Source organism: Mesorhizobium sp. B2-3-12 (assembly GCF_006442205.1).
GTDB lineage: Bacteria > Pseudomonadota > Alphaproteobacteria > Rhizobiales > Rhizobiaceae > Mesorhizobium.
The window spans coordinates 841,965-868,598 of sequence record NZ_VFVR01000001.1; the positions used below are offsets into that span (position 1 = coordinate 841,965).

Consider the following 26,634-nt stretch of genomic DNA (forward strand, 5'->3'; position numbering starts at 1 on the left):
AGCGCCGGCCGTTCGACTGCTTCGGCCGGGACCGCGTCGCAAGGGGAGATGCAGCGGCAAGAAAAGTCAACAACTGGCCGAGGCCAATCACCATGATCACCGGTCCGGGCATGGAGATTTCCCCTGATATAGTTGAGGAATTTACCGTACGCCGTTTATCGGCACGCCAACATCCGCTAACGATTTACTATCTTTCGGCAATTCATCGCGCTCCGGGGCAGTGATCATGGGCAAAGGCAGGGTCGAGGCATTCACCGACGGCGTGGTGGCGATCATCATCACCATCATGGTGCTGGACCTGAAGGTGCCGGAAGGCGAGGATTTTTCGGCCTTGCTGCCGCAGTGGCCGATCTTCCTGTGCTACGTGCTCTCGTTCATCAATGTCGGCATCTACTGGAACAATCTGCACAATATGTTCCACACCGTGCAGCGGGTCGACGGCCGCGTGCTGTGGGCAAACCTGCATCTGCTGTTCTGGTTGTCCTTGATGCCGGTGACGACCGCCTTCATGGGCGAGAACCATTTCGCCACGGTTCCCGTCGCGGTCTACGGTTTCGACCTTGTAATGTGCGCGACCGCCTACAGCATCCTGGTCATCGCGCTACATCGGCTGCATGGGCAGGACACCGCATTCGCCAAGGCCATCGGCGCCGACCGTAAGGGGAGGATCTCGCTCGCCATTTACATCGCGGCCGTCGGGCTGGCCTTCCTCGACCGGTGGATCGGCGTTGCGCTCTATGTTGCCGTCGCCCTTGTCTGGCTGGTGCCGGACACCCGCTTCGCGCGGGTGATCGAAAAATAACTGTTTGCCCGGCGCAATTCCGGACGGAAAACCGCTTCACACTTTTCCTGGAATTGCTTAGCCGCGCATCGCCTTCAGCTTTTCCGCCACCGACGCGGCAAGGTCGCCATAGCGCTCTTCCAGCTGCTCCGCCGCCTTGATGATCGAGAAATCATGGCCGAACTTCTCCAGCGCCATGCGCAGTTTCTCGACGAACTCAGCCTGTTTTTCCAGCGCCGAGAACAAAGTCTTCACCTGGGCTTCGCTGATATCGGGATTGGCCAGCATCTGTGGCACCTCGCGCCCCATCTGGTCGCCGGTGGCGGTCTGCTCCTTCAGAATTGCAACCCAATCCGTCAATCGGAAGTCTCCTTTGTCGTGGCAGCATGCGCAGCCACGACCGGGCTGGTCAACCCGACAAGCCCGACAGAGGCTTGCGCAAGCCCGATCCGGCGCTAAGTTCGGCGCCATCGAGAAAAGGACCTTTCCGCTCATGATCACCGACGCCGAAATCCAGACCGCCCTGCCAGCGCTTGGTCAAGGCAATACCGCCGTCATCACCGGCGCCGCCAGCGGCATCGGCCTTGCGGCGGCCAAAAGGCTGGCGTTGATGGGCATGAAGATCGTGCTGGCCGACATTGGCGGGCCGCGCCTCGACGATGCCTCGCGCGCCGTCGCCGCGATTACCGGCGACGACGCCGTGCTTGCCGTTGCATCCGACGTTTCGAAGGCCGATGAGGTCGACCGTCTCGCCGACCGGGCATTCGGCGCCTTCGGCGAGGTCTCGCTGCTGATGAACAATGCCGGCGTCGGCGACAATCCTGGAAAGCCTTGGGAAAACCGCGACGGCTGGAAACGGCTGCTCGACGTCAATTTCTGCGGCGTCTTGCATGGCGTCGAAGCCTTCACGTCACGCATGCTGGCGTCGGCCAAGCCCGGCCTGATCATCAACACCGGCTCCAAGCAAGGCATCACCACGCCGCCCGGCAACCTCGCCTATAACGTTTCCAAGGCCGGCGTGAAGACCTTTACGGAAGGCCTTGCGCATGCGCTGCGCAACGAGCCCGGCGCCCGCCTGTCGGCGCATCTGCTCATTCCCGGCTTCACCTATACCGGCCTGACCGAAGGCGCGACGGAAAAGCCCGCCGGTGCCTGGACCGGCGAGCAGGTCGTCGATTTCATGCTGGTCTCGCTGGTCCGGGGCGACTTCTACATCCTGTGCCCCGACAATGAGGTGGCGCGACCGCTGGACGAAAAGCGCATGGCCTGGGCGATCGGCGACATCATCGAAAACCGCCCTGCCCTGTCACGCTGGCACCCCGACCACAAGGATGCATTCGTGGCATTCCTGAAGGGCTGAGCCTCAAGCAGCGCTCTTTCCCGCGCTCCGCTTCTTGGCAACCGCCTTGTTGGCCGCCAGGGTGGCGATCTCCTTGTCGTGCCGTTTTGCCGCCCGCTCGCATTTGGAGCGGATTTCCTCGACCTCGGATTCGGTCAGGTGTTCGATGCCGATAAAATGGTTGTGGCCCTCGCTGACCCGGATCAATTCGTCGAGCTTGGCTTGGATTGCGGCGCCGTCACGGTTCTGGGTGTTCTGGATGAGAAACACCATGAGAAAGGTAATGATGGTCGTGCCGGTGTTGATCACCAGTTGCCAGGTGTCCGAGAAACCGAAGAACGGCCCGCTGACCGCCCAGACGACGACGATCAGACAGCAGACGGCAAAGGTCAGCGGCAGGCCGGTCATGTGAGCGACCCAGTTGGCAACCTTGGTGAAATGCTTTTCCATGTGTCGAGTGCCCTCAATGTTTGCCGCGATGAGAAACAAGCGGGGGCCGTTCGAGTTCCCACCGCAAGGAATGCAACCGGCACAATTGAATACACGCAGGACGCGCATCTGGTGAAAAACACACCTTATCGGTTCAATGTCATGGTAACCATGCAGGCAAGGAGCCTGTTCCTTCCGCTTCACAGCGGTTTACCTCCAGCCCCTTCCGCTGCGCCACCCCCGCATGGCGGAAGGGGTTTCATTCCGGAGAGCGCGGAGCATGGTTTCCCCAAAGCGCCGGCCGGCACAAACCATCGCTCCACGTTCGCGCACTCTGCTCCGCAGCGCCGGCTTCGGCCTGTTGATGACCTGCGCTGCCGTCACCGCCCGGGCTGAATCCACGACCACGCCGGCAGCCGAACCGACGGCCCCGCCGGCGGCGGAGGCGGCCGCGGCGTCACCCGATCCAGTCATCACCGGCAGCCTGGAACGCCACTGGACCAACAACGCGCTGGACAGCGATCGCAACGTCTCCGACTGGTATTCGCTGCTGCGCGGCGCGCTGCAACAGCAATGGGGCGACAGCGACGCTTACGCCAAGCTCAACGCCGACTTCCAGGTTTCGCACTACGACCACACCTCGATCGAGGATGACCGCTCCCTGGGCGTGTCGGCCGAGGCCTTCCGCCGCCTCACGCCGGGTCTCGAATTGAGGGGAACGCTGAGCTATCGCGTGTCCAGCACCGGTGACAATCTCGACATCGGCCCGCTGACGCTCGGAACGCGCGAGGCCAAGCAGGTCTTCGGTGCCCAGACACAACTCGGCATCGATCTCGGCAATGCGACATCGCTGATCCTCGAAGCCGCCGACAGTTTCGAAAAACTCGGCGCGACGCATTTCGAGGACGACCCGATCCTGCCGGCGAAACTGCACGCCGACCGCAACCTCTTCCAATTGGCGGCGAGGATCACCCGGACCGTCGGCCAGTTCGCCTTCGGCGCATCGGCATCGGCGCTCTTCGCCAGCGTCGAGCGGATCGGCTATCCGCCGCTGTTCCTGTCGTTCGATGCCTATACGCTGCGCGCCGAGGCCGCCTACAAGGGATCGGACGGCTCCACACTGGGCCTGGCGCTGGGCGCGGAGTTCCTGCGCGGCGCCGACGACATCTACCAGCGCTGGCGCCCGACCTGGCAGGTGACCTTCGGCAAGCCATTGCCGCGCGGCTTCGAGCTGCGCGGCACGTATTTCGGGCGCTACGAAACATCCAACACCGACGACCCGCTGGCCTCATGGCTGCAGCGCGCGGAACTGGAAATCGGCACCAAGCTGCGTGAGAATCTCGGCATTGCGTCCGGCATCTTCTACGAGCTCAAGGACAATCTGCTCTATGAGAACCAGGAGCGCCGAAAAGGCATCTATGCCGAGGCGACATATGACGCGAGCAAGTCGATGGCCGTCGTCTTGCGCGTCGATATCAACAGGACCATCAAGACGGTCATCGACGATCGCGAACACAGCATCGATGCCTTCATTGCGTTGCGCGCCAAGATCTGACTTCGTCTTCGCGCATGTCCGGCCTGTTTGCGGGGAAGGCTAATCCGGGAAGAACGGTTTTCCGACCGGATGTGCTCTACCCGGACTATGAAAACCAGCGAGGCAGGAGGGTGTGCGAGACCCTCCTGCCTCCGACACGGAAATTGCCCGTGACCTTGCTGCCTAGTGACGGCCGCCCAGCTTGTAGCTGTTGCCGCCGAGGACGTTGACGCCGATCCCGCTGAGAACGCCGGAAAGGACGTTGGTCTTGTTGCCGTTCAGGATGCCCTGGACGACATTGCCGCTCAGGATGTTGTTGCCATTGAGAACGCCGTTCAACGCGTTCACCTGGCCGAGACCGATGGACGGCGACACGTTGATCAGGCTGCCCGAGCTACCTCCGCCCCAGCCGCCGGCATAGGCGCCGACAGTCGAGAACGAAACCATTGCAGCAGTGAGTACAAGTGCGAACTTCTTCATGACTTCTCTCCATTGTTGCTAACAGTGTTTCCTTCGACTTCTTACGACTTACCCCCGCATCGATTAGTGCATTTCGCAAAAAGTCTTGCAACCATGGATTGTTTAATTTGAGAGATACAATTCGTTTTCCAATTTTTAACGCTAATATTTTACGTTAAGAAAATTGGTTACCCTCAAAGCATCTCCGCCCAACGCAATGTTTCGTTTCCGGAAATGGCGGCTGTGGAGAACGTATAGGGATGCCGGCTCAGGCGGCGTCGTTTTCCCAGCGATCGAGGAAGGTCTCGATCGGCATTGCCTGCATGTCGGGAACCGCCCTAGCGAGTTTCTCGACCGGCCAGTCCCACCAGGCGAGAGCCTCGATGCGTGCCGCTAGTTCAGAAGCAAAGCGTGGCCTGAGCGGTTTCGCCGGCACGCCGGCGACGATCGTGTAGGACGGCACGTCCCGCGTCACCACGGCATTGGCACCGATGACCGCTCCATTGCCGATGGCGACGCCAGGCAAGATGACCGCGCCATGGCCGATCCAGACATCGTGGCCGATGGTCACGGCCTTCGATCGCCGCCGCTCGCGGAACGCGGCATCGACGCCCAGCCAGCGAAAATACTCGTTCGGCCGATAGCTGACCTTGTGCTGGGTCAGCCGCTCGATCGGATGTTCCAGCGCATTGATGCGGCTGTTGGCGGCGATCGAGCAGAATTTGCCGATCGTCGTATAGATCGCCTCGGCATGGCGTTCGAAATAGGAGAAATCGCCGACAATGACCTCGCGCAGCACGACGCGTTCGCCGATCGCGGCATAACGGCCAAGCTTGCAGCCCTTCATCTCCGCGGTCGGATGAATGCGCGGCTCGGGGTCTTTCGGAACGAGATCTTCGGAACGGTCCATGTCGGCGGCTTTACGTCAGAGCAATTGCCGCCGCAAGGCGGAGCAATTGGCCGTAACGCCAAACGGCTCGAAAGAATTGCCTATTTCGGCTTGTCCTTGCTCCACACCACGTTCTGGCCATAGAGCGGCACCGTCGTGACCGACATCTTGGCCGAGCCGTCCTGCACCTGGCGCGAGTGCGAGAGATAGATCAACGTCTCGTTCTTCTTGTCGTAGATGCGGTTCACCACCTGCTTCTTCCAGATCAGGCTGATGCCCTGCTTGAAAACCTCCTCGCCGCCCTCGCCCGTGTCGATGTCGCCGATGGTGATCGGGCCGGTCTGGCGGCACGAGATCGAGGAATCGCTGGGATCCTCGAACCAGTTGCCCTTGTGCAGCCGGTCGATGACGCTGCGGTCGAAATAGGAAACGTGGCAGGTGACGCCTTCCACCTTCGGATCCTTGATCGCCTCGACGATGATGTCATTGCCGACCCAGTCGACGCCGACCTTGCCGACTTCCTCAGCAACGGCGCTGCCGGCGCCAAGCACGACGCATGCGGCCAAAGCGCCTCCGATCAGTTTTCGCCCGGTCAGTTTTCGCTCAGCCAGTTTTCGCCCAGTGAGTTCGAGCCCAATCAGTTCGAGCAAAGAAGCCTCCTCGGTTCGGGTTGCCGGTCTCAGGTGGGGCGGACTGTGTGGCTTTGCAAGCGCAAGCGTCAACACCACGGCCGGTTGCGGCAACGCGGCACTTTGCCTGCGCGGGGCCGAACCGCTAAGACTGTCGCACCGGCGCGGCATTGAGCCGGCGCGATGATTTCTGCGGACGGACTTTTCTGATGATGCGTTCTATCCTGGTCGGCATTCTCGTCCTGATGGCGGCCGGCGTCGGCTGGCTGACCTTCGACTGGTATCGCGGCCACTATGGCGGCGAACCGTTCGGCGCGCCCTTTACCTTGGTCGACCAGAAAGGCGCCCCGATCACCGAGGCTGCTTTCCGCGGACAGCCCAGCGTCGTCTTCTTCGGCTTCACCCATTGCCCCGAAGTCTGCCCGACCACCTTGTTCGAACTCTCCGGCTGGCTGAAGACGCTCGGCGATGACGGCAAGAACCTGCACGCCTATTTCGTCTCGGTCGACCCGGAGCGCGACACGCCGCAGGTGATGAACGCCTATGTCAGCAATTTCTCCGATCGCATCACCGGCATTACCGGCGACCCGGACAAGGTCCACGCCATGGCCAAGTCGTTCGGCATCTACTGGAAGAAGGTCGACACCGGCGACGGCGACTACACGATGGACCACACCGCCTCGGTGTTGCTGCTCAATCCCCAGGGCGACTTTGCCGGCACGATCGCCTACGGAGAGAGCGCCAGCACCGCCGTGGAGAAACTGAAGCGCCTTGCCGCGAAGGGCTAGAGCTTGATTCCGAAAAGTGGAGACCGGTTTCGGACAAGAACAAGCCTGGAGAAACGTAAATTCACATGACCCAGACGCGGCTCCATTTCACCACCGGCAAGATCGAGGCTGAACGCATCTTCGCGGCGCTGGAGATGGCCTTCGAGGAAGAAGGCCTGCCGATCGCCGTGCTTGAGGTCGACGAGGACGCCGACATCCACGAGGTCTCGCTCTATACCGATGGCAATGTCGACGCCGTCGAAGCGCGGCTGAAGGACGTGCTCGCCGGGCTTTCCATGTCGAAGCCGGTCGAGCGCGAGTCACTGCCCGACATCGATTGGGTGGCGCGCTCGCTGGAAGGGTTGAAGCCGGTGCGTGCCGGCCGTTTCTTCGTCCATGGCGCGCATGACCGCAGGAAGCGCCATAGCGGCGAACTCGCCATCGAGATCGAGGCAGGCCTTGCCTTTGGCACCGGCCATCACGGCACCACATCAGGATGCCTCGAAATGCTGGAGAAAGTCGTGCGGCGCGAGCGCCCACGCAACGCGCTCGACCTCGGCACCGGCAGCGCGGTTCTGGCGATCGCGGTCGCCAAGCTGGCGCATATTCCGGTGCTGGCCACCGACATCGATCCGGTCGCGGTCAGGGTCGCCGCCGCCAATGCGCGGCTGAACCACGTCAAGGGCCTGATCGAGACGGTGAGCGCGCCGGGCTTTCACCACCCGATCTTTGCCAGACGCGCGCCCTTCGACCTCATCGTCGCCAACATATTGGCGCGGCCGCTGATGCGGCTGGCGCCGCAAATGGCCGCGCACATCGCGCTCGGCGGCTCGATCGTGCTGTCGGGCATCCTCGACCGCCAGCGCGACGCGGTCATCTCGGCCTATGTCGGCCAGAACTTCCGCCATATCAGTACCTTGCACCGCGAAGGCTGGGTGACGATCCACCTCAAGCACTGAGGCCGGCAAGGCGGTTGCCGGCCCTCTCAGGCTAACTCTTAAAACTTGATGCCCAGATTGGCCTTGAAGCCGTTGTCGAAGGCATCCGGTCCGAACTGCCCGGCATAGGACAGGCCAAGCGTGGCATTCCGCGCCAGTTGCACGTCGAAGCCGGCCTCGACCAGCATTGCGTCCCTGGCGATCGGCACGCCCGCGATGGTGAAATCGTCGCCCCCGGCGAAGGCGAAGGCCGACAGCGGCGTTACGTCGCCGAAGGCATGGCGCCACCCGAACATGCCGCGCGCGGTCGCCGCAACGCCGCCAAATGTAATGTCGGTGGAAGCCCGGACGCCAAGCGTGGTGAAGGTCGCGTCGGCCGTCGAACTGCTGCTCGTCAGCGCGGCATCCCCGCCCGTTTCAGTGAAGCCGTCCGTGTGCAGGTTCACATAGGCAAGATTGGCGAACGGCTCGAAGGCGAACGGCCCGGCATCCGTCTTGTAGGCCAGTTCGCCGAAGGCCTGCGCCGTGGCGGCATCGTAATCAGCCGACAGGCTGTCCGCGAAGCCGTCGAAAGCGACCGAGCGCGATGTCGAGATCCGGTGCCAGGTATAGGCGGCACCGGTGCGGAACGCGATCGCGCCCCAATTGGTCCCACCATAGAGGCCGAGGTGGTAATTGTCGCTGTCGCCCGAGGAATGCCGGTCATCGGCGTCGAAGCTGGTGCGGCTGTAGCCGCCGGCCAAGCCAATCCGCCAGTCGCCGGCCATGCCGTCGGCGCCTATCAGCAGCCCGCCCGCCGACCGATCGAAGGCAGCCGCGTTGCCGTCGCTGTCGGTGCCGCCCCAGGAGCCAAAGCCCTGCGTCCAGAAGGCGAAGCGATCCGTGTCGGCCGCCACCGGCTGAACGCCGTCCTCGCCATAAGCCATGACCGGCAGCGAAGCGGTCTTGCCGCTCTCGCCGAAGGCGGCGCGCAGGCGTGCCGTCACCGCATCCTGCAGGAAGTGGCTGTCCTGGAGGAGCATGCCCTTGGCCGATACATGAATTTCGCCGGAGAGCTGATCGAGGGCGGCTTGCGCGGCCTCGTCGCTCGGCAGACCGAGAATGGCGCTGACGAGGGCGCTGCTGGCGGCGCTGTCAAGCCCCTCGCCCGTAGCGATCTGGTTCGGCGTCAGGCCGGCCGAGCCGAAGGTTTTCGTCTGGGTTACGTCGACATAGGCATGGGTCGCATCGGACGTGGTGCTCAGGCTGACGAAGTTGGAGATCTGCGAATCGCTCAGCGTGAAGGTTCCGCTGACGCTGCTGGCCTGGAGCACGGTATAGCGGGTGCCGGCTACCAGGCCGCCAAGGCCGATATTGGTCACCGTCAAGCCGGCGCCACTGGTAATGGTGGCGGCGCCGGACGCGCCGATCAGATCCGAAAGACCAGCCGAATTGAGCTCAACCGCATAGGTCGAGCCCGACGCGAAGCTGGCGGTCCCGTTGACCGTCAGCGTGCCGATCGCGTTGTTGCCGGGCGCAACGGTGCCGGAGGCATTGAGTGCTCCAACCGTGCCGCTCCCGGCGAGCGTGGCGCCGCTGTCGACGGTGACGGGCGAACCGCCCAGCGAGCCTGAGACAAGAAGCGTGCCGGCCTTCACTTCAGTGGCGCCCGACATGGTGCTCGAACCCGACAGCTCGAAAGTCCCCGTTCCGTCCTTGATCAGTCCGCCGGTGCCGGTGAGGCCGCCCGAAAAGACGGTCGAGCCACCATTGCCTCCGGTCGTCAGCTTGCCCGTTCCCTCATCAACCGTTCCCGCGCCGGCCAGCGAGCCGATCACCTGGCTGAAATTGTTGAGTGAAAGCGTGGCGCCGGCGCCGACCGTATAGGCACTGTTGGCACTGAAAATATTGACGTCGCTCGCCTTGAGCGTTCCCTCGGCGACATCCGTGGCCGTGGAATAGGTGTTGCTGTCGGCAAAGCCGGTCACGGTCAACGTACCCGTGCCGAGCTTCGTGAACGTCCCGTTCGGAACGTCGCCATCGCCCATATTGGCGCCAGTGCTCAGACTGAAGCCTTGCGTATCGATGGCACCGCCGGCGGCCCCGAACAGAATGAGGCTGTTGGAAATGACGATGTTATCAGCACCAGCTTGCAACGTACCGCCATCCAGCGTGACCATCCCGGACCCGGTGGCACCCAGCGAATTGTTGGTCATGATCCGAAGCGTGCCACCGTTAACGGTGGCGCCACCCCCGAAACTATTGCTGCTGCTCAAAACGAGCGTGCCGACACCGGTCTTGATCAGCGTGGCGGGATCGTCGAATTGAGAAATCTGTCCGCCATAAGTGCCGGTTCCTGAACCGACATTCAGCATCATGCTCCCGTACATGGTGAGGTCATTGCCGATCGCGACGCCGTTCTGGATGTCGATGACGGTACCACCATTCGCATAGACCGGGCCGGTGCCAAGCGCAGCATTGTTACCCAGGCTGAGCGTACCGCCATAGAGATTGGTGCCGCCTGTGTAGGTGTTGGCCCCATTCAACCTCAGCAAGCCATCGCCGCTCTTGGTCAAGCCCCCGCCTGAAATCGCTCCATCGGCGGTAAAATGAGCACCGGCATCAACCGTGAAAACAGTGTCGGAGATCATGTTGAGACCGGCATCGGCCTCCAGATCGGCAATGAAATTGTTCGTTTGCACGTTGATGGCGGCTTGGCCGGATGCCTCCAAATTCAAAACACCGTTTGACAACCGGTAGCCGCCAGAGGTGCTGGTGGCATTCAAGTTCAATGTGCCTACCGTGTAGGGTCCACCTGACAGGTTAACGGTATAGCCGAGACCCTGGTCCGCCGCATCATGGTTGAAGGTCGCGACCGCATCGACGCCGTTGGGAACCGTTGCGGGCGTCCAGTTCGCAGCCGTACCCCAATTGCCGCTTTGGTGAACGAAATTCTCGGCCGAGGCGACACCAGGCACGAGCGGCGTCATGGCGACCGCAACAAGTCCGGCCATCAACAAAGCAGGAAGCGAGGTCGATGCCAGCAGCGAGCATGCGACCCGCGCCTTCGCCTCGCCATTGTTTTTGGCATGCGCAGTAAAAACCGAATGTCTCATAAATTCCCCCCGACCAGCCATCCCTTGACTGTATCGACCCTGAAGCCCGTCACCACGGTACGAAAACCGCCGCCGAGAGACAACCGATTGCAAGCCGTAAAGATTGCCGAAACCACGCAACGGTGACCTTGGAAGGAAATCCGCGGGGGGTCCGTTGCGAATTTGCATCAATGGACATTTGCGCGCCACATGCCGAAGCGCGAAAAATTCTGCGGCATGGCTGGACCAAGCGCGATCGGTTGTCAGCCAGGCGACGCTGTAGCAGTTTGCGCCGGCTGGAAATCGATTCCGATTTGCAGCCCCATAGGTTACGGTCGCGCGAATACCAGGAGGCCCATCATGTTCCAGACCTTCGATTCCGCGGGCGATCCGGCGGTCGGCAAGCCGCGCGTGGCGCTGCTGCGCCAATGGCTGAGCGACAATGGCCTCGACGGCTTCATCGTTCCGCGCGCCGACGAGCACCAGGGCGAATATGTCGCCGATCGTTCCGCACGGCTGAAATGGCTGACCGGCTTCAGCGGCTCGGCCGGCGTCGCCATCGTGCTGCGCGACCGCGCCTTCGTCTTCGTCGACGGGCGCTACACGCTGCAGGTGCGGAACGAAGTCGATCTCGGCATCTTTTCGATCGAAAGCCTGGTCGACAACCCGCCTGCCGTCTGGCTCAGGGAGAACCTCGGCAAAGGCGCGCGACTGGGCTTCGATCCCTGGCTGCACACGATCGGCGAGGTCAAGGCGCTGCAGGCCTCCGCCGACAAGACCGGCGCGGTGCTCGTGCCGCTCGACAGGAACCCGATCGACATCATCTGGAAGGATCAGCCAGCAGCACCCGTGTCTCCGGTCGAACTGCACCCGATCGGCTTCGCTGGCGAACTCGCCAAGGACAAGCTGGCGCGGCTGGCGACGGCGATCGGCAAGGAGGGCGCCACCCATGCGGTGCTGACGGACCCCTCTTCCATCGCATGGGCCTTCAACATCCGTGGAGGCGACGTGCCGCACACGCCGCTGGCGCTAGGCTTCGCCATCCTGGCCGCCGACGGGTCGCACCAGCTGTTCATCGACAGCCGCAAATTTTCGCGCCAGGTCGAGGCCTATCTCACCCAGCTTGCCGATCCGCATGAGCCCGGCGAATTCGAAGCAGCGATCGTGGCACTGGCGAAAGGCGGCGCGAAAATCGCGCTTGATCCCGTGCTGGCAGCCGACCGGCTGCGCATGCTGGTCGAGGACAATGGCGGCACCGTGGTTGCCGCGCCCGACCCCGCCCGCATCCCGCGCGCCACCAAGAACCAGGCCGAGATCAATGGCTCGCGCGCCGCGCATCGCCGGGACGGCGCGGCGGTGGCAAAGCTGTTGTGCTGGCTCGAGCGGCAGAAACCCGGCTCGCTCGACGAGATCGCGGTCGTCACCAGGCTGGAGGAAACACGCCGGCAGACCGGCGAGGAAACCCAGATGCCGCTGCGCGACGTCTCTTTCGACACCATTTCGGGCGCTGGCCCGAACGGCGCCATCATGCATTACCGCGTCTCGCGCGCCACCAGCCGCAAACTGCGGGCTGGCGAACTGTTCCTTCTCGATTCCGGCGCGCAATACCAGGATGGCACGACGGACATTACCCGCACCGTGCCTATCGGCGAGCCGACCGAAGAGATGCGCGAACGCTTCACGCTGGTGCTGAAAGGCATGATCGGCATTTCCACGCTGCGCTTCCCCGCCGGCACGCGCGGCTCCGAGATCGACGCCGTCGCCCGTATGGCGCTGTGGAAGCATGGCTGCGACTTCGCCCATGGCACCGGCCACGGCGTCGGCTCGTACCTGGCAGTGCATGAGGGCCCGCAGCGCATCGCCCGCACCGGCACCGAAAAACTGCTCGAAGGCATGATGCTGTCCAACGAGCCAGGCTATTACAAGGAAGGCGCCTACGGCATCCGCATCGAGAACCTGATCCTGGTGACGCCGGCCGAACAGATCGAGGGTGGCGACATTGCCATGCACTCCTTCGAGACGCTCACGCTGGCGCCGATCGACGTCAGGTTGGTGCGTTCGGACCTGCTGACGCGTGACGAACTGCACTGGCTCGACGCCTACCATGCCCGCGTGCTGGCCGAGATCGGCCCGATGCTCGACGGCGAAACGCTGGCCTGGCTGGAAAAGGCGACAGCACCGCTGCCGCATGACGCGAAGATTTGACACAAGCCTCTTTCTCCCCGTTACGGGGAGAAATGCCCGGCAGGGCAATGAGGGGCGGCGCAAACAGTTCGAAATGATCGCTCCGCCAGGACGCCTATCCCACGAACTGACGCGCCACGATCAACACCGCAGCACCCGCCAGAAACATCGCCATCAGCCCGCCGCGCAGCGCCACCAGCGCGGAGACGACCAGCGCCGCCCATTCCGCCGGACCCGCGCCGAGCGCGGCCGGCGCCACCAGCGTCGTCAACACGGCGGCCGGCACCGCGTTGAGGCCGGCTTCGACGCGCGGATGGATGTTTTCGAACCGGGAGATGACCAGATGGCCGCCGACACGCGTGAGATAGGTGGCGATCGCGCCGGCGATGATGATCCAGAAGGTCGTGCTCATGGCCTTGTCTCCACGCCGCTATGGTGCGGCGGCAGGATGACGGCGAGCAGCACGCCGGCAACCGCGCCGATCGAGACGTGCCAGGGCGAACCGACCGTCTTGTAGGCGATGATCGAGGCGCAGGCACTGGCGACGACCACCGGCAGCCACAGCGGCCGCTTGCGGAAGCCCATCACCAGGCCGAGGAAATAGATCGGCAGCAGGAAATCGATGCCCAGCGCATGGGGGTCGGGAATGAGCTTTCCAAACAGCGCTCCGAGCGCGCTTTCGATGGTCCAGAACACATAGACCGGCAGCCCAAGTCCCAGATACCAGGCAAAGCCGACGGTCTGGCCCGACTGGGCCCTGGCCTCGGCGACGGCGAATTGCGGATCGGTGAGGATGAAGAAACCGAGCGCCTGCTGCACCACGGACCAGTGCGCGATGCGCCGGCCAATACCGGCGGAATAGAGCACGTGGCGGAAATTGACGGCGAAGATCGACAGCACGATCAGCCACGGCGCGACATGCTGGCCGAACAGTTCTATGCCGACCATCTGGCTGGCGCCGCCAAAGATCAGCGCGCTCATCAGGAAGGCTTCGAAAACGGAAAAGCCATTGTCGACGGCAATCGCGCCGAACAGCAGCCCGAACGGTGCCGCCGCCACCACGACCGGCATGGAGAGCCGCACGCCTTGCCAAAAATCGCTTTTCGCGCCGTTCTCCGAAATTGCTTGCGCCGACATGTCTCTCCCCGATCAGAGGGCTGATGTAGGAAGCACCACCCGGCTTGTCACACGAATTCGCTTGAGCCAAACGATCAGCGGAAATGATCGTCGTGGGCCTGCGCGGCAGCTCAGTCCTTCGCCGCTTTGCCTTCGATCGCTCTGCCCCAGTCGAGCAGCGGCTTGGCGCGCGTGGTGAAATCGACCAGTTCCTCGACCAGTTCCGGACCGTGAATATTGGCCGGATCGATGGCGTGGCGGACAACGAAATGCCGGTTGCGGATGGCCGCGACGAGATCGGCGTCCGCAACATGCTCGAAGCCGCGCGGCGTGCGCTTCATGCAGCCATCCGTGTCGAGCACCAGGCCGTTCCTGGCGAGCGCCTTGACCATTCCCCGAAACTTTTCAGGCTTCGTCTCGATGGCACGACGGATCGCCAGCAGCAGCGCCGGCTCCGGGCTCCACCAGGCAACGCCGGCGAAACAGCGTTCGAGCCCGATATGAACGTAGAACACGCCCTGCTCCATCTTGGTGCCGTCCGGCGACAGGATGGCCGACAGATGCCGGTTATAGGGCCGCTTGTCCTTGGCAAAGCGCACATCGCGATTGATGCGGAACATGGATTTCTTGCGGTCGCCGCGCAGGCCAAGCCCGGCCGCCGCGAAGCGCTGGGTCAGCGTCTCGACCAGATCGCAGAACGGCTCGTACAATTCGCTGTCGTAAAGCGCCCGGTTTTCCCAAAACCATTCGCGGCTCTGGTGAAAGTCGAGCGCTTTGAAGAACGGCATGGCCTTCGGCCCAAACCCTTTGAAAATTCCATCCGTCACGACTTGCCGACCCGCTGCAGCCAGGTGTCCTCGTCGATGACTTCGACGCCGAGTTCACTGGCAAGCTTGAGCTTGGAACCAGCGCCGGGGCCGGCCACCAGCAGATCGGTCTTCGCCGAAACCGAGCCGGCCACCTTGGCGCCGAGACGCTCGGCCATTGCCTTGGCTTCGGAGCGGGTCATCTTTTCCAGCGAACCGGTAAAGACGATTGTCTTGCCGGCGACCTCGCTGTCGGCCGAGACGGTGACGATATACGGCTTCGGCTTGACCTGCTCCAGCAGCTTGTCCAATACCTCGTCATTGCGCTCATTGCCGAAGAAGTCGCGCAGTGCATCGATCACCGTATCGCCAATGCCGTTGATCGAGGGGAAGACGGCATGCGGATCCTGCGCCGCCGCCGTCTCCTTGCCGACCCGGATCAGCTCCTCGATGGTCGAGAATGTCCGGGCCAATAGGGCGGCGGTCGTCTCGCCGATATGACGGATGCCGAGCGCGAAAATGAAGCGGTCTAGCTCCGGCGCGCGGCGCGAATCGATGGCCGCGAACAATTTGTCGAGGCCTTCGTAATTGCGGTCCTCGACGCCGCGCACATTCTTGCGTGTCTTGCCGGACGCCGCCTCGCGCTGCCTGGCCTGCTCCTCGCGCCGCTCGGCAAGCGCCTTGGTCACGGCCGGGCGGCGCTCCCTGAGCGTGAAAATGTCGGCGGCTGTCTTGACCAGTCCCGAGTTGAAGAACAGGTCGATGTTCTCGGCGCCCAGGCCTTCAATATCCATGGCGCCGCGCGACACGAAGTGGCGCAATCTTTCGACGGCCTGCGCCGCGCAGATCAGCTCGCCCGTGCAACGGCGCCGCGAATCCTCCTTGCCGGTCTTCTCGTTGATCTCGCGCGTCGCCGGCGAGCCGCAGACCGGGCAAGTGTGCGGGAATTCGTACGGCACGGCATCGGGCGGACGCTTGTCGATGACGACGCTGACGATCTGCGGGATGACATCCCCTGCCCGCTGGATCACCACCGTGTCGCCGATGCGCACGTCGATGCCGTCGCGGATCGGCTGGCCGGTGCTGTCCAGACCCTTGATATAGTCCTCATTGTGCAGCGTGACGTTTTCGACCACGACGCCGCCGACCGTCACCGGGGCAAGCCGCGCGACCGGCGCCAGCGTGCCGGTCCGGCCGACCTGGATGTCGATCCTCTGCACTGATGTCATCGCCTGTTCGGCGGGGAATTTATGCGCGACCGCCCAGCGCGGCTCACCGGTGACGAAACCCCAGCGGCGCTGCAGCTCCAGCTGGTCGACCTTGTAGACGACGCCGTCTATGTCATAGCCGAGAGACGAGCGCTGTTCCTCGATCAGGTGATAATGCGCGATAAGATCCTCGACCGATTTCGCCCGCACCATCAGCGGACTGATCTTGAAACCCCAATCGGCGAATTTCTGTACCGATTCGAACTGGGTCGGGGCCGGATCTTGCGTGGTGTAGCCCCAGGCATAGGCGAAAAATTTGAGGTTGCGGCTGGCGGTGACGGAGGGATCCTTCTGGCGCAGCGACCCGGCCGCCGTGTTGCGCGGATTGACGTAATCCTGGCCGCCGACAGCCGCCGAGCGCGCCTTGAGCGCCTCGAATTCGGCATAGGTCATATAGACCTCGCCACGGATTTCGATGGTTTCGGGCCAGCCTGATCCTTTGAGCTTCGCGGGAATGTCGGCGATTGTCCTCAAATTGGCGGTGATATCCTCGCCGACCGCACCATCGCCGCGCGTCGCGCCCTGCACGAACACACCCTTTTCGTAACGCAGTGACGCCGACAGCCCGTCGATCTTCGGCTCGGCGGTAAAAGCGATGTCGAGGTCCTTGTCGCGGTCGAAGAAGCGCCGGCCGCGCTCGATGAAGTCGGTGACGTCGGCGTCGGTATAGGCCTTGGCGAGGCTGAGCATGGGGACGGCATGGCGCACCTTGGTGAAGCCTTCCGCCGGTGCGGCACCAACCCTGAGCGAGGGCGAATCCTCACGCACCAGCCCGGGAAAGCGCTCCTCGATGGCAAGGTTGCGCCGCCGCAGCGCGTCATACTCGGCGTCCGTGATCGTGGGCGCGTCCTCGGCATGATAGCGCCGGTCGTGACCGGCGATCTCCTCGGCAAGGCGCTGGAGCTCGGCTTCAGCCTCGCTTTCGCTGAGCGAATCGACAGGTTTTTCGGCCATGCTTTTGTCCCCGAACGGTAGCGCGCCACAATAGAGCATGATCTTGAAAGGTGGGAACCGGTTTTCGGAAAAGATCATTCCTGAACAGCAGGATGGAGCCATATCCTGACTCGTCCCATGACGCCCGATAGTCTCAAGCCGCGTTCGTATTCTCGCGCAGCAGCCGCTCGGCGGCGGCGCGCGCCTCGTCGGTGATGGTGGCGCCGGCCAGCATTCGGGCGATCTCCTCCTGCCGCGCCGACCTGTCCATCTCGGCAATTCCGGTCGCCACGCGGTCGGTGCCGCCCGATTTGGAGATCAGGAAATGTGTCGCCGCCCGCGCCGCGACTTGCGGCGCGTGGGTGACGGAAAGCACCTGAACGCGCTTCGACAGCCGCGCCAGCCTTTGGCCGATGGCGTCGGCCACCGCCCCGCCCACGCCGGTGTCGATTTCGTCGAAAACCAGCGTCGGCGCGGAACCACGATCGGCAAGCGCCACCTTTAGCGCCAGCAGGAAGCGTGACAGCTCGCCGCCGGAGGCGACCTTCATCATCGGCCCGGGCCGCGTGCCGGGATTGGTGCGCACCCAGAACTCGATCTGGTCGATACCCTCCTCCATGCGGCTCTCGGGCTCGCTCTTCATCTCGACGATGAAGGCCGCGCGTTCGAGCTTCAGCGCCGGCAGTTCGGCCATCACCGCCTTGGTCAGGCCGACCGCCGCGGCATGGCGAAGCGAGGATAGCTGCGCGGCGGCGATATCGTAGGTTTCGCGCGCGGCGGCCGCCTGCTTTTCCAGCCCATGCAGGCGCTCCTCGCCGGCATCGAGATCGGCGAGATCGGCAACCATCGTGTCGCGCAGCTGTGCCAGATCGTCGACGGCGACGCTGTGCTTGCGCGACGCCGCGCGCAATGAAAACAGCCGCTCCTCGGCTTTCTCCAGCCGTTGCGGGTCATACTCGGTGGCGCGAAGCGCGGCCTCGACACCCGATTGCGCGGCATCGAGCGACAGCATGGCTTCATCGAGCGACTTGACCACGTCCTCAAGCAGGCCGGGCGCCTCCGTCGCCTTGCGCTGCAGCCGCCTCAGCAGGCTGGCCAGTTGCGGCAAGGGCGAGGACGGGCCCGAAAGCACGTCCTGCGCGTCGTGGATCTCGGAGGCGATCTTCTCGGCGCGCATCATGTGGGCGCGCAGCTCGGCAAGTTCGGTTTCCTCGCCGGGCTGCGGATCGAGCTTGGTCAGTTCGGCCACCGCGGCGCGCAGATAGTCGGCCTCGCGCGCGGCGGCCGCCACCTTGGCGCGATGGCGCGTCAGCTCCTGCTCGCAGGCGCGCCAGTGCCGCCATGCCTCTCCCGTCGAACGAACGGCGCCGAGATGGCCGCCGAAGGCATCGAGCACGTCGCGGTGGGCGCCGGGATCGACCAGGGCGCGCTCGTCATGCTGGCCGTGGATCTCGACCAGCGCGCGGCCGACATCGCGCATCAGCGTTACGCTGGACGGTTGGTCGTTGACGAACACGCGGGTACGGCCGTCCGCCGTCTGCACGCGCCGCAGGATCACGTCACCATCATCCTCGATGGCGTTTTCGGCGAGCAGCGCGCGCACCGGATGGTTGCGCGGCACATCGAACACGGCAATGACTTGGCCCTGGGCCGCGCCATGGCGCACCAGCGAGGCATCGCCGCGCGCGCCGAGCGCCAGCGACAGGGCATCGAGCAGGATGGATTTGCCGGCGCCGGTTTCGCCGGTCAGCACGGAAAGACCCGGCTGGAAGTCGATGTCCAGCTTTTCGATCAGGACGATATCTCGGATCGACAGTCTGGAAAGCATGAGAAACCGGACCTATTGCATGCCGCCCAAGAGTGGACCCGGTTTCGGGATAACGACAGGCACGAAAACAAAAGATTTAAGGCGGCGCCCGACAGTGGAGTCGCAGCGCCGCACTATCTTTTTGTTTGGGCTTCGGATCAATCCGAAAAGCGCGTTGCGCGCGCTTCGCTCGGAGCTTCCGCGGTCAGGCGCCGGTGATCAGCTTCCCGGCCTTGGATATCCACGATCCCGCATTTTCGCGCGGTGCCAGCCCGTTGCTCTGCAGCAGCTTGTAGGAATCCTTGTACCACGAGCTGTCTGGATAGTTGGTACCCAGCACCGCGGCCGCCGTCTGGGCCTCGGAGGTCAAGCCCAACGCATAGTAGCTTTCAGTGAGGCGGGCGAGCGCTTCCTCGACATGGCGCGTGTTGGAGTAATTCTCCACGACGGTGCGGAAGCGCTTGACGGCGGCGATGTATTCGCGACGCTCAAGATAATAGCGGCCGATCTGCATTTCCTTGCCGGCGAGCTGGTCGTTGGCGAAGCGGATCTTTTCCTTGGCGTCGTCGACATATTCCGACGTCGGCCAGCGCGTCACCAAGTCCTGCATCGTCTGCACGGTCTGGCGTGCTTCCTTCTGGTCCTGCGTCACGTCCTTGATCTGGCGATAGTAGCTGAGACCGATGATGTACTGCGCATAGGGTGCGTCATCCGTCGACGGATAGAGAGCCAGGTAGCGCTTTGCCGACTGGATCGCGTCGTCGTAGCTGCCTTTCCGATAGTCGGCGAACGCGCCCATCACCATCGATTTGCGGGCCCATTCCGAATAGGGGTGCTGGCGGTCGACCGCGTCGAACTTCTTGCTCGCCTCATCCAGCCGGCCGGCATTCAGATTGGCCAGGCCTTGATTGTAGAGAACGTCGGCCGGTTCGGTCTGGTCGACATAGGTCGACAGGTCGATGTCTTTCTCGGACGACATGCAGGCCGACAGAAAGAGCGATGGAACAACCACCGAAAGCGCCAGGAAAACAGACCGCTGCGGCGCCTTCGATTGACCGACTCGCTTGAAAAACATGATTGGATTGCGCCCTTTCGGCGTTATTTTCGTGCCATTTGCATGCAGTTCTCCCAAAACTGGTCCCCACTTTTGAGCGATATGCACTAATCGACGGCAGCAGCCATAAACCATAACCGCCTTGCCCGGCAACGCTATGTCCAGCCAATCGCGCATTTTTGTGGCAGCCCGTCAGCGGCGGCGCATCCCTGCGATTTCGCTGGCGGATGGTGCATTACTGCAACACTCGCACCACCATCATATCCGAGAAAAATGAAGAAAATCAGATCATCCAGGGCGCGTAGAGCGGCGCGTTGACGGCACTCATTTCCGCCGCGCGGCCACGTTCGCGGCGTGTCGTCTCGACGATCTCGAAGGCCGTGCGGTCCGACAACAGGCGACGCAGCGCGGCGGCGTTCAGCCTGTGCCCACCGCGATAGGAGCGGAAACAGCCGATGAAGCGCGCGCCAGCCAGCGCCAGGTCGCCCATGGCGTCGAGCGTCTTGTGACGCACGAATTCGTTAGGATAACGCAGGCCGCCCATGTTGATGACGCGGTTGTCGTCACCAATCACCAGGGAGTTTTCCAGCGAGGATCCCAGCGCATAGCCGGCGGCCCACAGCCGCTCGACGTCCTTCATGAAGCCGAAAGTGCGGGCCCGTGCGATGTCGCGGCGGAAAATGTCGGCATTGATGTCGGAGGCGAAGAGCTGGCGGCCGATCGCCGGGCTTTCGAAATCGATCTCCACCTCGAAGCGGGTGCCGTCATAGGGCCTGAATTCGGCCCAGGAGGCGCCGTTCTCGATGCGAACCGCCTTGACCACCCTGATATAGCGCCGCTTGACGGCCAACACCTCGATGCCGGCCTGGTCGATGGCTTCCACGAACCCCATGGCGCTGCCGTCGAGGATGGGAACCTCGTGACCGTCGATCTCGATGACGACATTGTCGATGCCGAGCCCGAACAGGGCGGCCATGATGTGCTCGACCGTGGCGATGTGCTCGCCCGAGGGATCGCCAAGCATGGTGCAAAGGTCGGTGGCGCCGATCTCGGAAAACAGGGCGCGGAACTCACGGCCCTGCCCGTCGCCATTGAGAAGCTGGAACACGATGCCGGTATCGGCATCCGCGGGCAGGAAACTGATGGAAACTTCTTTGCCGCTGTGAACGCCGGTGCCTGTAAGCGACGCGCGCGTCTTCACTGTCGTCTGGTGGTCGTGCAAGACAATCCCCATGAGCCCGTAATGCCTAGGTCCGCTTCTCCAGCCCGAGGGCGCGGCTCTTGTTAAATCGGCTGGCAGGGCCACTTCCCCCGAATCCCGGCAAACCGACTATGGTAGGCAGCGAAGATAATGTCCCGGCAGGGAGACTCCAAATCACGGTTTCTTACTAGTTGTAACCGCGAACTTGAACATGTACGGTATCATAACCGATTGATTACGCAGCGTTTTAAACGTTAACAGGCAAGCAATTTCTTGCCTGCCTGTTAACAGTTGTTACAGTCCGTTAACCGCTCAATTGGCCTGGCGGCGCAGGAACGCCGGAATCTCCAGCTGATCGTCATCCTGAGTCGCCCTGGTCTGCGGCGTCAGGCGGCCCTGGTCGTCGAGCTGGCCACGGCGCGGCGCATAGAGCTGGGCGTCCTGGCTGGCGAGGCGGCGCACTTCCGGTGCGGCCTGGCGCAGCTTGGGCTCGCGCGGCTGCGCCGGCTGCAGCCGTGCAGGCTCTTCTTCGCGGCGGGTCAGGCCATTGGTCAGGCGCTTCAGGAGGCCCATCGGGCCGCTGTTCTCATGGTCGGCCGGACGGCTCTTGGCATCCACCTCGGCCTTCACGACCGGCGGAAAGTCCTCGACGCGCGGCATGCGCTGCGGCGCCATCGCCACCGGCTGCTGGACCTCGCGCAGCATCTCGCGCGGCTGCGGGGCTGGCTGCATCATCTGCTGGACGACAGGCTGAGGCATGGGCTGCGGCTGCGCGGGCGGCGCCTGGAAGATCTTGCTCTGCGGGCGGAAATCGTCCGCATGGGCCACCGGTGCGGGACGCGCCTGCGCCATGGCGGCGGCATTCGCCTCGGCCAACTGGATGGCTTCGGCAACCGGATCGACGGCGCGCGGCTCATAGACGGTCTGCTGGACCGGCGCCGGGCGGCTCTCCACCGCGGCAACGGCCGGGCGGGCTGCCGGCTTCGGCGGCGCGGTGCGGATCGAGATCGGCGCAGCGGCGATTTCAGCGGCCGACTTGTCGATGCCGGTCGCGACCACCGAGACGCGGATGACGCCCTCGAGTTCCTCGTCGAACGTGGCGCCCAGGATGATGTTGGCGTCCTGGTCGACTTCCTCGCGGATGCGGGTCGCCGCTTCGTCGACCTCGAACAGGGTCAGGTCGCGGCCGCCGGTGATCGAGATCAGCAGGCCCTTGGCGCCCTTCATCGAGGTCTCGTCGAGCAGCGGATTGGCGATAGCGGCTTCGGCGGCGGCCATTGCACGGCCCTCGCCCGAAGCCTCGCCGGTGCCCATCATCGCCTTGCCCATCTCGCGCATCACCGAACGCACGTCGGCGAAGTCGAGATTGATCAGGCCTTCCTTGACCATCAGGTCGGTGATGCAGGCAACGCCGGAGTAAAGCACCTGGTCGGCCATCGCGAAGGCGTCGGCGAAGGTGGTCTTGTCATTGGCCAGCCGGAACAGGTTCTGGTTGGGGATGACGATCAGCGTATCGACACACTTCTGCAGCTCCTCGATGCCGAAGTCGGCCGTCTTCATGCGGCGCTGGCCTTCAAAGTGGAACGGCTTGGTGACGACGCCGACGGTCAGGATACCCTTCTCGCGGGCTGCGCGGGCAACCACGGGAGCAGCACCGGTGCCGGTGCCGCCGCCCATGCCGGCGGTGACGAAGCACATATGGGTGTTGGTGAGATGGTCGAGGATCTCGTCGATGCACTCTTCCGCCGCCGCGCGGCCGACTTCCGGCTGCGAGCCGGCACCGAGCCCCTCGGTGACATGCGCGCCAAGCTGGATCAGCCGCGAGGCCTTCGACATGGTCAGCGCCTGCGCGTCGGTGTTGGCCACGACGAACTCGACACCGCGCAGTCCGGCGGTGATCATGTTGTTCACGGCATTGCCGCCGCCGCCGCCGACACCGAACACGGTGATGCGCGGCTTGAGCTCGGTGATGTCCGGCTTCTGCAGATTGATGGTCATTGTCTCCGTCCTTTGCCTTTCACGCCGCTTCGCCGCCGCGGCCGCCTATGGGGCTGTCCCCGTCAATTAGAAACTGTCTCTCAACCACTGACTCATGCGATGCAGTTTTCCACCCGTTCCAGTCATCCTGAGACCGGAAATGCCTTTCGCCGGATGGCTCTCGAAGCTCGCCATCTGCGGATAGATCAGAAGCCCGACCGCGGCCGAGAAGGCCGGTCCCTTCGCCGCTTCCGGCAGGCCCGCCACGCCGAGCGGGCGGCCGATGCGCACATTGCGTCCCAGGATGCGGCGTGCCGCCTCGGGCAGGCCGGCCAGCTGGCTGGCGCCGCCGGTCAGCACGACGCGCTTGCCGACCGCATTGCCGTAGCCGGACTTGTTCAGCCGGTCGCGCAGGAGTTCGAGCGTCTCGTCGATGCGGGCGCGCACGATGCGCGTCATCACCGAACGCGGAATCTGCAGCGGCACGTCGCCATCGTCACCGATCGGCAGGATCGAGACCAGGTCGCGGTCGTCGGCGCTGCCCGGCAGTGCCGAGCCATGCATTACCTTCAGCCGCTCGGCGGCATCGAGCGAGGTCGAGAGCCCCTTGGCCATGTCGAGCGTCACATGGTTGCCGCCGATGGCGATGGCGTCGCCATGAACGAACTTGCCTTCCGAAAACACCGAGATCGTGGTCGTGCCGCCGCCCATGTCGATGCAGGCGGCACCCAATTCCAGTTCGTCGTCGACCAGGGCCGCCAGTCCGCTGGCATAGGGCGTCGCCACCATGCGCTCGACCGACAGATGCGAGCGGTTGATGGAAAGCTCCAGATTGCGCATCGGCGCGGCATCGCCGGTCAGCACATGCATGTCCACGCCAAGCGCATCGCCCACCATGCCGCGCGGGTCGCGCACGCCGCGTTCGGCATCCAGCGAGAAGCCGACGGGCAGCGAATGGACGACCTCGCGCTCGGCCTTGAGCGCCTGCTTGGCACCGGCGCCGAGCACGCGCTTGATGTCGGCCTCGTCGGCCTCGTGGCCACCAAGATTGATGGTCGCGGAAAAGCTTTCGCTCTTCAGCCGGCCGGCGGTCATGTTGACGATGAGCGAATCGACCGTCAGCCCGGCCATGCGTTCGGCGGCGTCGACGGAGAGGCGAATGGCATGTTCGGCGCGGTCGAGATCGACGATCACGCCCGACTTCACGCCTTGCGATTTCTGGTGGCCGATGCCGATCACCTGGATCCGGTGCGAGCGGCCGCGCAAGAGCTTGCCGTCATCGTTCGGCTTCAGCTTTGCCACCATGCAGCAAACCTTGTTCGAGCCGACATCCAGCACCGTCAGGGTGCCGGACCGGCGCGACGAGGCATCGCCAGAACCGCCAAGCCAGCTCATATCTTCGTCTCCGGCTTGCGCTTGAGGGTTTTCGGCTTCTCGTTGAGCGCGGCCTCGCGCTGGGTTGCCGCTTCGGGCGTCAGCTCCACGACCAGCCGGTCCGAAAGACGCATGTCGACAGCGGCGATGTCGCGCGACAACAACCCCTTGTCATGATCCATCTTGACCAGTTCGGCGAGCGCCTGATCCTCGTCATCCTCGGGCAACTTGATGGTGATGCCGTTGTCGAGCTTCAGATCCCAGCGCCGCTCGCCGACACGGATATAGCCTTTGATGCGGCTTGCGAGGTCGGGATATTGTTCGATCTTGGCCATGAAATCGGGCGCCTTGGCTGGCGCGCCGGTGCCGATCAACAGCGGCAGCAGCACCTGCTTGCCGCCCGAGAACGGCGCGATGATGGCGCCATCCTTCTCGATGACCGAGAGATCGCTGCCTTGCTGCCAGAGCGCAAAGGCCTCGCGCTCCTCGACGCGCACTTCCAGCGTGTGCGGATAGACCTTGCGCACCGCGGCGACCTCGATCCACGGCAAGGTCGCGATGCGCTCGCGCGCGGCCTCGGCATCGAAGCCGATCAGCGACGTCCAGCCATCCAGTTCGAGCCGGTCGAGAATGTCGATCTCCGACGTCTGACGGTTGCCGACCACCTTGACCTGGTCGACGGCAAAACCGGTGCGGGCGGTGATGCTTTGAATGATGCCGTCGGCATGGCCGCCAATATAGGAGCCATAGGCTCCGCTCGAAGCCAGAAGCACGGCCGACATGATCGCGGCGGAGAATCGTGGCGCCTGGAATTCGCCGTCACCCAGGCGCGTCAGGATGCGCACCGGACGGCGAAGCACGCGCGGCAGAACGAAATGGTCCAGCGACAATGGCAGGCCGAACAGCGACGGCCCGGCCGCGCCCCTCACCTTGCCCTGTCCCCATTTCAACGCAGACACGAAGCGTCCTCCACCATCCAACTCAACAGTTCACCAAACGAATGCCCGGCATGGGCGGCAATTTCAGGCACCAGAGACGTCGGCGTCATGCCCGGCTGAGTGTTGACCTCGAGCCATACAACCTCGCCATTTTCGGAGTGACGATCGTCATAACGGAAGTCCGACCGGGAAACGCCCCGACAGCCGACAGCTTGGTGAGCCTTGAGCGCCAGTGTCTGTATTTTTTGGTAAATATTCGGTGAAACTTTTGCGGGGCATTCGTGTTTTGATCCGCCCGCGACATATTTTGAATCGTAATCGTAGAAGGAATGGCCCGTCGGGATGATCTCGCAGACGCCGAGCGCCACGTCGCCCATGACGGCGCAGGTCAGCTCGCGTCCATGGATGTAGCGCTCGACCATGACGGTATCGCCATATTTCCACTCGGACGACCCGATGACCTGCGGCGGATGCGACTGCCCTTCCGATACGATGACGACGCCAAAACTCGACCCCTCGCTGACCGGCTTGACCACATAGGGCGGCTTCATCGGATGCTTGTTCTGGATGGAGAAGCGATTGGCGACCTTCGATTCGGCAACGGGAACGCCGACCGATTTGACGATCTTCTTCGCCTGCTCCTTGTTCATGGCGAGAGCCGAGGCGAGCACGCCCGAATGAGTATAGGGAATGCCGAGATATTCGAGGATGCCCTGGATGGTGCCGTCCTCGCCAAAAGGCCCGTGCAGCGCATTGAAGGCGACGTCGGGCCGAAGCTCGGCAAGCACCGAGCCGACATCGCGCCCGACATCGACGCGGGTGACCTGGTAGCCTTCCTGTTCGAGTGCATCGGCACAGGCCTTTCCGGAAGACAGGGACACGGGCCGCTCGGACGAGAAACCTCCCAGCAATACGGCCACATGCTTGTTCTTCATTCCCCGTCATCCCCTCTCATGGCGGACCAAAAACCAAGATTTCCGCAACATTGAGTCCGAGTCTCCCGGCAGGTTGCCCCCCAGACGGAAAACGCGGGTAACGCGTCGAACGACTCAAATCAGGAAACGCTTTGGAGCAGAGAATCAGAGAGTTGATTCACTGGCAAGTGCCTATGATTCCGAGAGATTCACTTTGTGAGAA

Annotated in this window: 23 protein-coding genes; 6 read left to right on the plus strand and 17 right to left on the minus strand. The window is 63.4% G+C overall.

Features of this window, described 5'->3' with window-relative positions:
* Positions 1 to 226: 226 nt before the first annotated feature.
* Positions 227 to 802, plus strand: coding sequence for a TMEM175 family protein (locus tag FJ948_RS04120; protein ID WP_140701891.1), 576 nt, complete (start codon positions 227 to 229; stop codon positions 800 to 802).
* A 57-nt stretch (positions 803 to 859) separates the two neighbouring features.
* Here the strand turns inward: FJ948_RS04120 and FJ948_RS04125 are convergent, their stop codons facing one another.
* On the minus strand, positions 860 to 1,141 hold the full coding sequence (locus FJ948_RS04125; RefSeq protein ID WP_140701892.1) for a hypothetical protein: 282 nt from the start codon (positions 1,139 to 1,141) through the stop codon (positions 860 to 862).
* A 133-nt stretch (positions 1,142 to 1,274) separates the two neighbouring features.
* On the opposite strand from FJ948_RS04125, the gene FJ948_RS04130 reads away from it, so the two are divergent.
* Positions 1,275 to 2,141 (plus strand): SDR family NAD(P)-dependent oxidoreductase, encoded by an 867-nt coding sequence (locus tag FJ948_RS04130; RefSeq protein ID WP_140701893.1) that lies wholly within the window; start codon positions 1,275 to 1,277, stop codon positions 2,139 to 2,141.
* 3 nt (positions 2,142 to 2,144) lie between these two features.
* Here FJ948_RS04130 and FJ948_RS04135 read toward each other — a convergent pair whose 3' ends face one another.
* The gene (locus tag FJ948_RS04135; RefSeq protein ID WP_140701894.1) at positions 2,145 to 2,570 is read right to left on the minus strand and encodes a low affinity iron permease family protein; all 426 of its coding nucleotides are present in this window, start codon (positions 2,568 to 2,570) and stop codon (positions 2,145 to 2,147) included.
* A 259-nt stretch (positions 2,571 to 2,829) separates the two neighbouring features.
* Here FJ948_RS04135 and FJ948_RS04140 point away from each other — a divergent pair, with 259 nt between their 5' ends.
* On the plus strand, positions 2,830 to 4,104 hold the full coding sequence (locus FJ948_RS04140; protein WP_140701895.1) for a hypothetical protein: 1,275 nt from the start codon (positions 2,830 to 2,832) through the stop codon (positions 4,102 to 4,104).
* A 162-nt stretch (positions 4,105 to 4,266) separates the two neighbouring features.
* Here the strand turns inward: FJ948_RS04140 and FJ948_RS04145 are convergent, their stop codons facing one another.
* The 3 genes from FJ948_RS04145 to FJ948_RS04155 form a co-directional block, all read right to left on the minus strand.
* Positions 4,267 to 4,563 carry a hypothetical protein gene (locus tag FJ948_RS04145; protein ID WP_140701896.1) on the minus strand — a complete coding sequence of 99 codons (297 nt, stop codon included), beginning with the start codon at positions 4,561 to 4,563 and terminating at the stop codon, positions 4,267 to 4,269.
* Positions 4,564 to 4,810: 247 nt separating this feature from the next.
* Positions 4,811 to 5,452, minus strand: a complete 642-nt coding sequence (locus FJ948_RS04150; RefSeq protein ID WP_140701897.1) for a DapH/DapD/GlmU-related protein — start codon at positions 5,450 to 5,452, stop codon at positions 4,811 to 4,813.
* An 80-nt stretch (positions 5,453 to 5,532) separates the two neighbouring features.
* Positions 5,533 to 6,027, minus strand: a complete 495-nt coding sequence (locus FJ948_RS04155; RefSeq protein WP_181173568.1) for a CreA family protein — start codon at positions 6,025 to 6,027, stop codon at positions 5,533 to 5,535.
* Between the two features lie 242 nt (positions 6,028 to 6,269).
* Here FJ948_RS04155 and FJ948_RS04160 point away from each other — a divergent pair, with 242 nt between their 5' ends.
* Positions 6,270 to 6,848 (plus strand): SCO family protein, encoded by a 579-nt coding sequence (locus FJ948_RS04160; protein WP_140701898.1) that lies wholly within the window; start codon positions 6,270 to 6,272, stop codon positions 6,846 to 6,848.
* Between the two features lie 65 nt (positions 6,849 to 6,913).
* Positions 6,914 to 7,786 carry a 50S ribosomal protein L11 methyltransferase gene (locus FJ948_RS04165; RefSeq protein WP_140701899.1) on the plus strand — a complete coding sequence of 291 codons (873 nt, stop codon included), beginning with the start codon at positions 6,914 to 6,916 and terminating at the stop codon, positions 7,784 to 7,786.
* Positions 7,787 to 7,824: 38 nt separating this feature from the next.
* Here the strand turns inward: FJ948_RS04165 and FJ948_RS04170 are convergent, their stop codons facing one another.
* Positions 7,825 to 10,758, minus strand: coding sequence for an autotransporter domain-containing protein (locus tag FJ948_RS04170; RefSeq protein WP_181173551.1), 2,934 nt, complete (start codon positions 10,756 to 10,758; stop codon positions 7,825 to 7,827).
* Positions 10,759 to 11,199: 441 nt separating this feature from the next.
* Here FJ948_RS04170 and FJ948_RS04175 point away from each other — a divergent pair, with 441 nt between their 5' ends.
* The gene (locus FJ948_RS04175; RefSeq protein WP_140701901.1) at positions 11,200 to 13,044 is read left to right on the plus strand and encodes an aminopeptidase P family protein; all 1,845 of its coding nucleotides are present in this window, start codon (positions 11,200 to 11,202) and stop codon (positions 13,042 to 13,044) included.
* 94 nt (positions 13,045 to 13,138) lie between these two features.
* On the opposite strand, the gene FJ948_RS04180 is transcribed toward FJ948_RS04175, so the two are convergent.
* The 11 genes from FJ948_RS04180 to FJ948_RS04230 form a co-directional block, all read right to left on the minus strand.
* Entirely contained in the window at positions 13,139 to 13,435 is a 297-nt protein-coding gene (locus tag FJ948_RS04180) for an AzlD family protein (protein WP_140701902.1), read from the minus strand.
* Positions 13,432 to 14,160 (minus strand): AzlC family ABC transporter permease, encoded by a 729-nt coding sequence (locus FJ948_RS04185; RefSeq protein ID WP_140701903.1) that lies wholly within the window; start codon positions 14,158 to 14,160, stop codon positions 13,432 to 13,434. The genes FJ948_RS04180 and FJ948_RS04185 overlap by 4 nt, the downstream gene beginning before the upstream one ends.
* Positions 14,161 to 14,270: 110 nt before the next feature.
* Complete coding sequence (locus FJ948_RS04190; protein ID WP_281405352.1) at positions 14,271 to 14,966, minus strand: TIGR02453 family protein; 696 nt, start codon at positions 14,964 to 14,966, stop codon at positions 14,271 to 14,273.
* Positions 14,963 to 17,167, minus strand: coding sequence for an NAD-dependent DNA ligase LigA (ligA, locus tag FJ948_RS04195; protein ID WP_140701905.1), 2,205 nt, complete (start codon positions 17,165 to 17,167; stop codon positions 14,963 to 14,965). The genes FJ948_RS04190 and ligA overlap by 4 nt, the downstream gene beginning before the upstream one ends.
* 133 nt (positions 17,168 to 17,300) lie before the next feature.
* A complete protein-coding gene (gene recN / locus FJ948_RS04200; RefSeq protein ID WP_140701906.1) occupies positions 17,301 to 18,974 on the minus strand; it encodes a DNA repair protein RecN in 1,674 nt (557 codons plus the stop codon).
* Positions 18,975 to 19,158: 184 nt separating this feature from the next.
* Entirely contained in the window at positions 19,159 to 20,028 is an 870-nt protein-coding gene (locus tag FJ948_RS04205) for an outer membrane protein assembly factor BamD (protein ID WP_140701907.1), read from the minus strand.
* Positions 20,029 to 20,290: 262 nt separating this feature from the next.
* Positions 20,291 to 21,241, minus strand: a complete 951-nt coding sequence (gene lpxC / locus FJ948_RS04210) for a UDP-3-O-acyl-N-acetylglucosamine deacetylase (protein ID WP_140701908.1) — start codon at positions 21,239 to 21,241, stop codon at positions 20,291 to 20,293.
* Between the two features lie 279 nt (positions 21,242 to 21,520).
* Positions 21,521 to 23,206: a cell division protein FtsZ gene (ftsZ, locus tag FJ948_RS04215; protein WP_140701909.1), complete on the minus strand. Its 1,686-nt coding sequence runs from the start codon at positions 23,204 to 23,206 to the stop codon at positions 21,521 to 21,523.
* 66 nt (positions 23,207 to 23,272) lie between these two features.
* On the minus strand, positions 23,273 to 24,580 hold the full coding sequence (ftsA, locus tag FJ948_RS04220) for a cell division protein FtsA (RefSeq protein ID WP_140701910.1): 1,308 nt from the start codon (positions 24,578 to 24,580) through the stop codon (positions 23,273 to 23,275).
* Positions 24,577 to 25,518, minus strand: coding sequence for a cell division protein FtsQ/DivIB (locus tag FJ948_RS04225; RefSeq protein WP_140701911.1), 942 nt, complete (start codon positions 25,516 to 25,518; stop codon positions 24,577 to 24,579). Before FJ948_RS04225 ends, ftsA begins: the two co-directional genes overlap by 4 nt.
* Positions 25,506 to 26,432 carry a D-alanine--D-alanine ligase gene (locus tag FJ948_RS04230; RefSeq protein WP_140701912.1) on the minus strand — a complete coding sequence of 309 codons (927 nt, stop codon included), beginning with the start codon at positions 26,430 to 26,432 and terminating at the stop codon, positions 25,506 to 25,508. The genes FJ948_RS04225 and FJ948_RS04230 overlap by 13 nt, the downstream gene beginning before the upstream one ends.
* Positions 26,433 to 26,634: the final 202 nt, after the last annotated feature.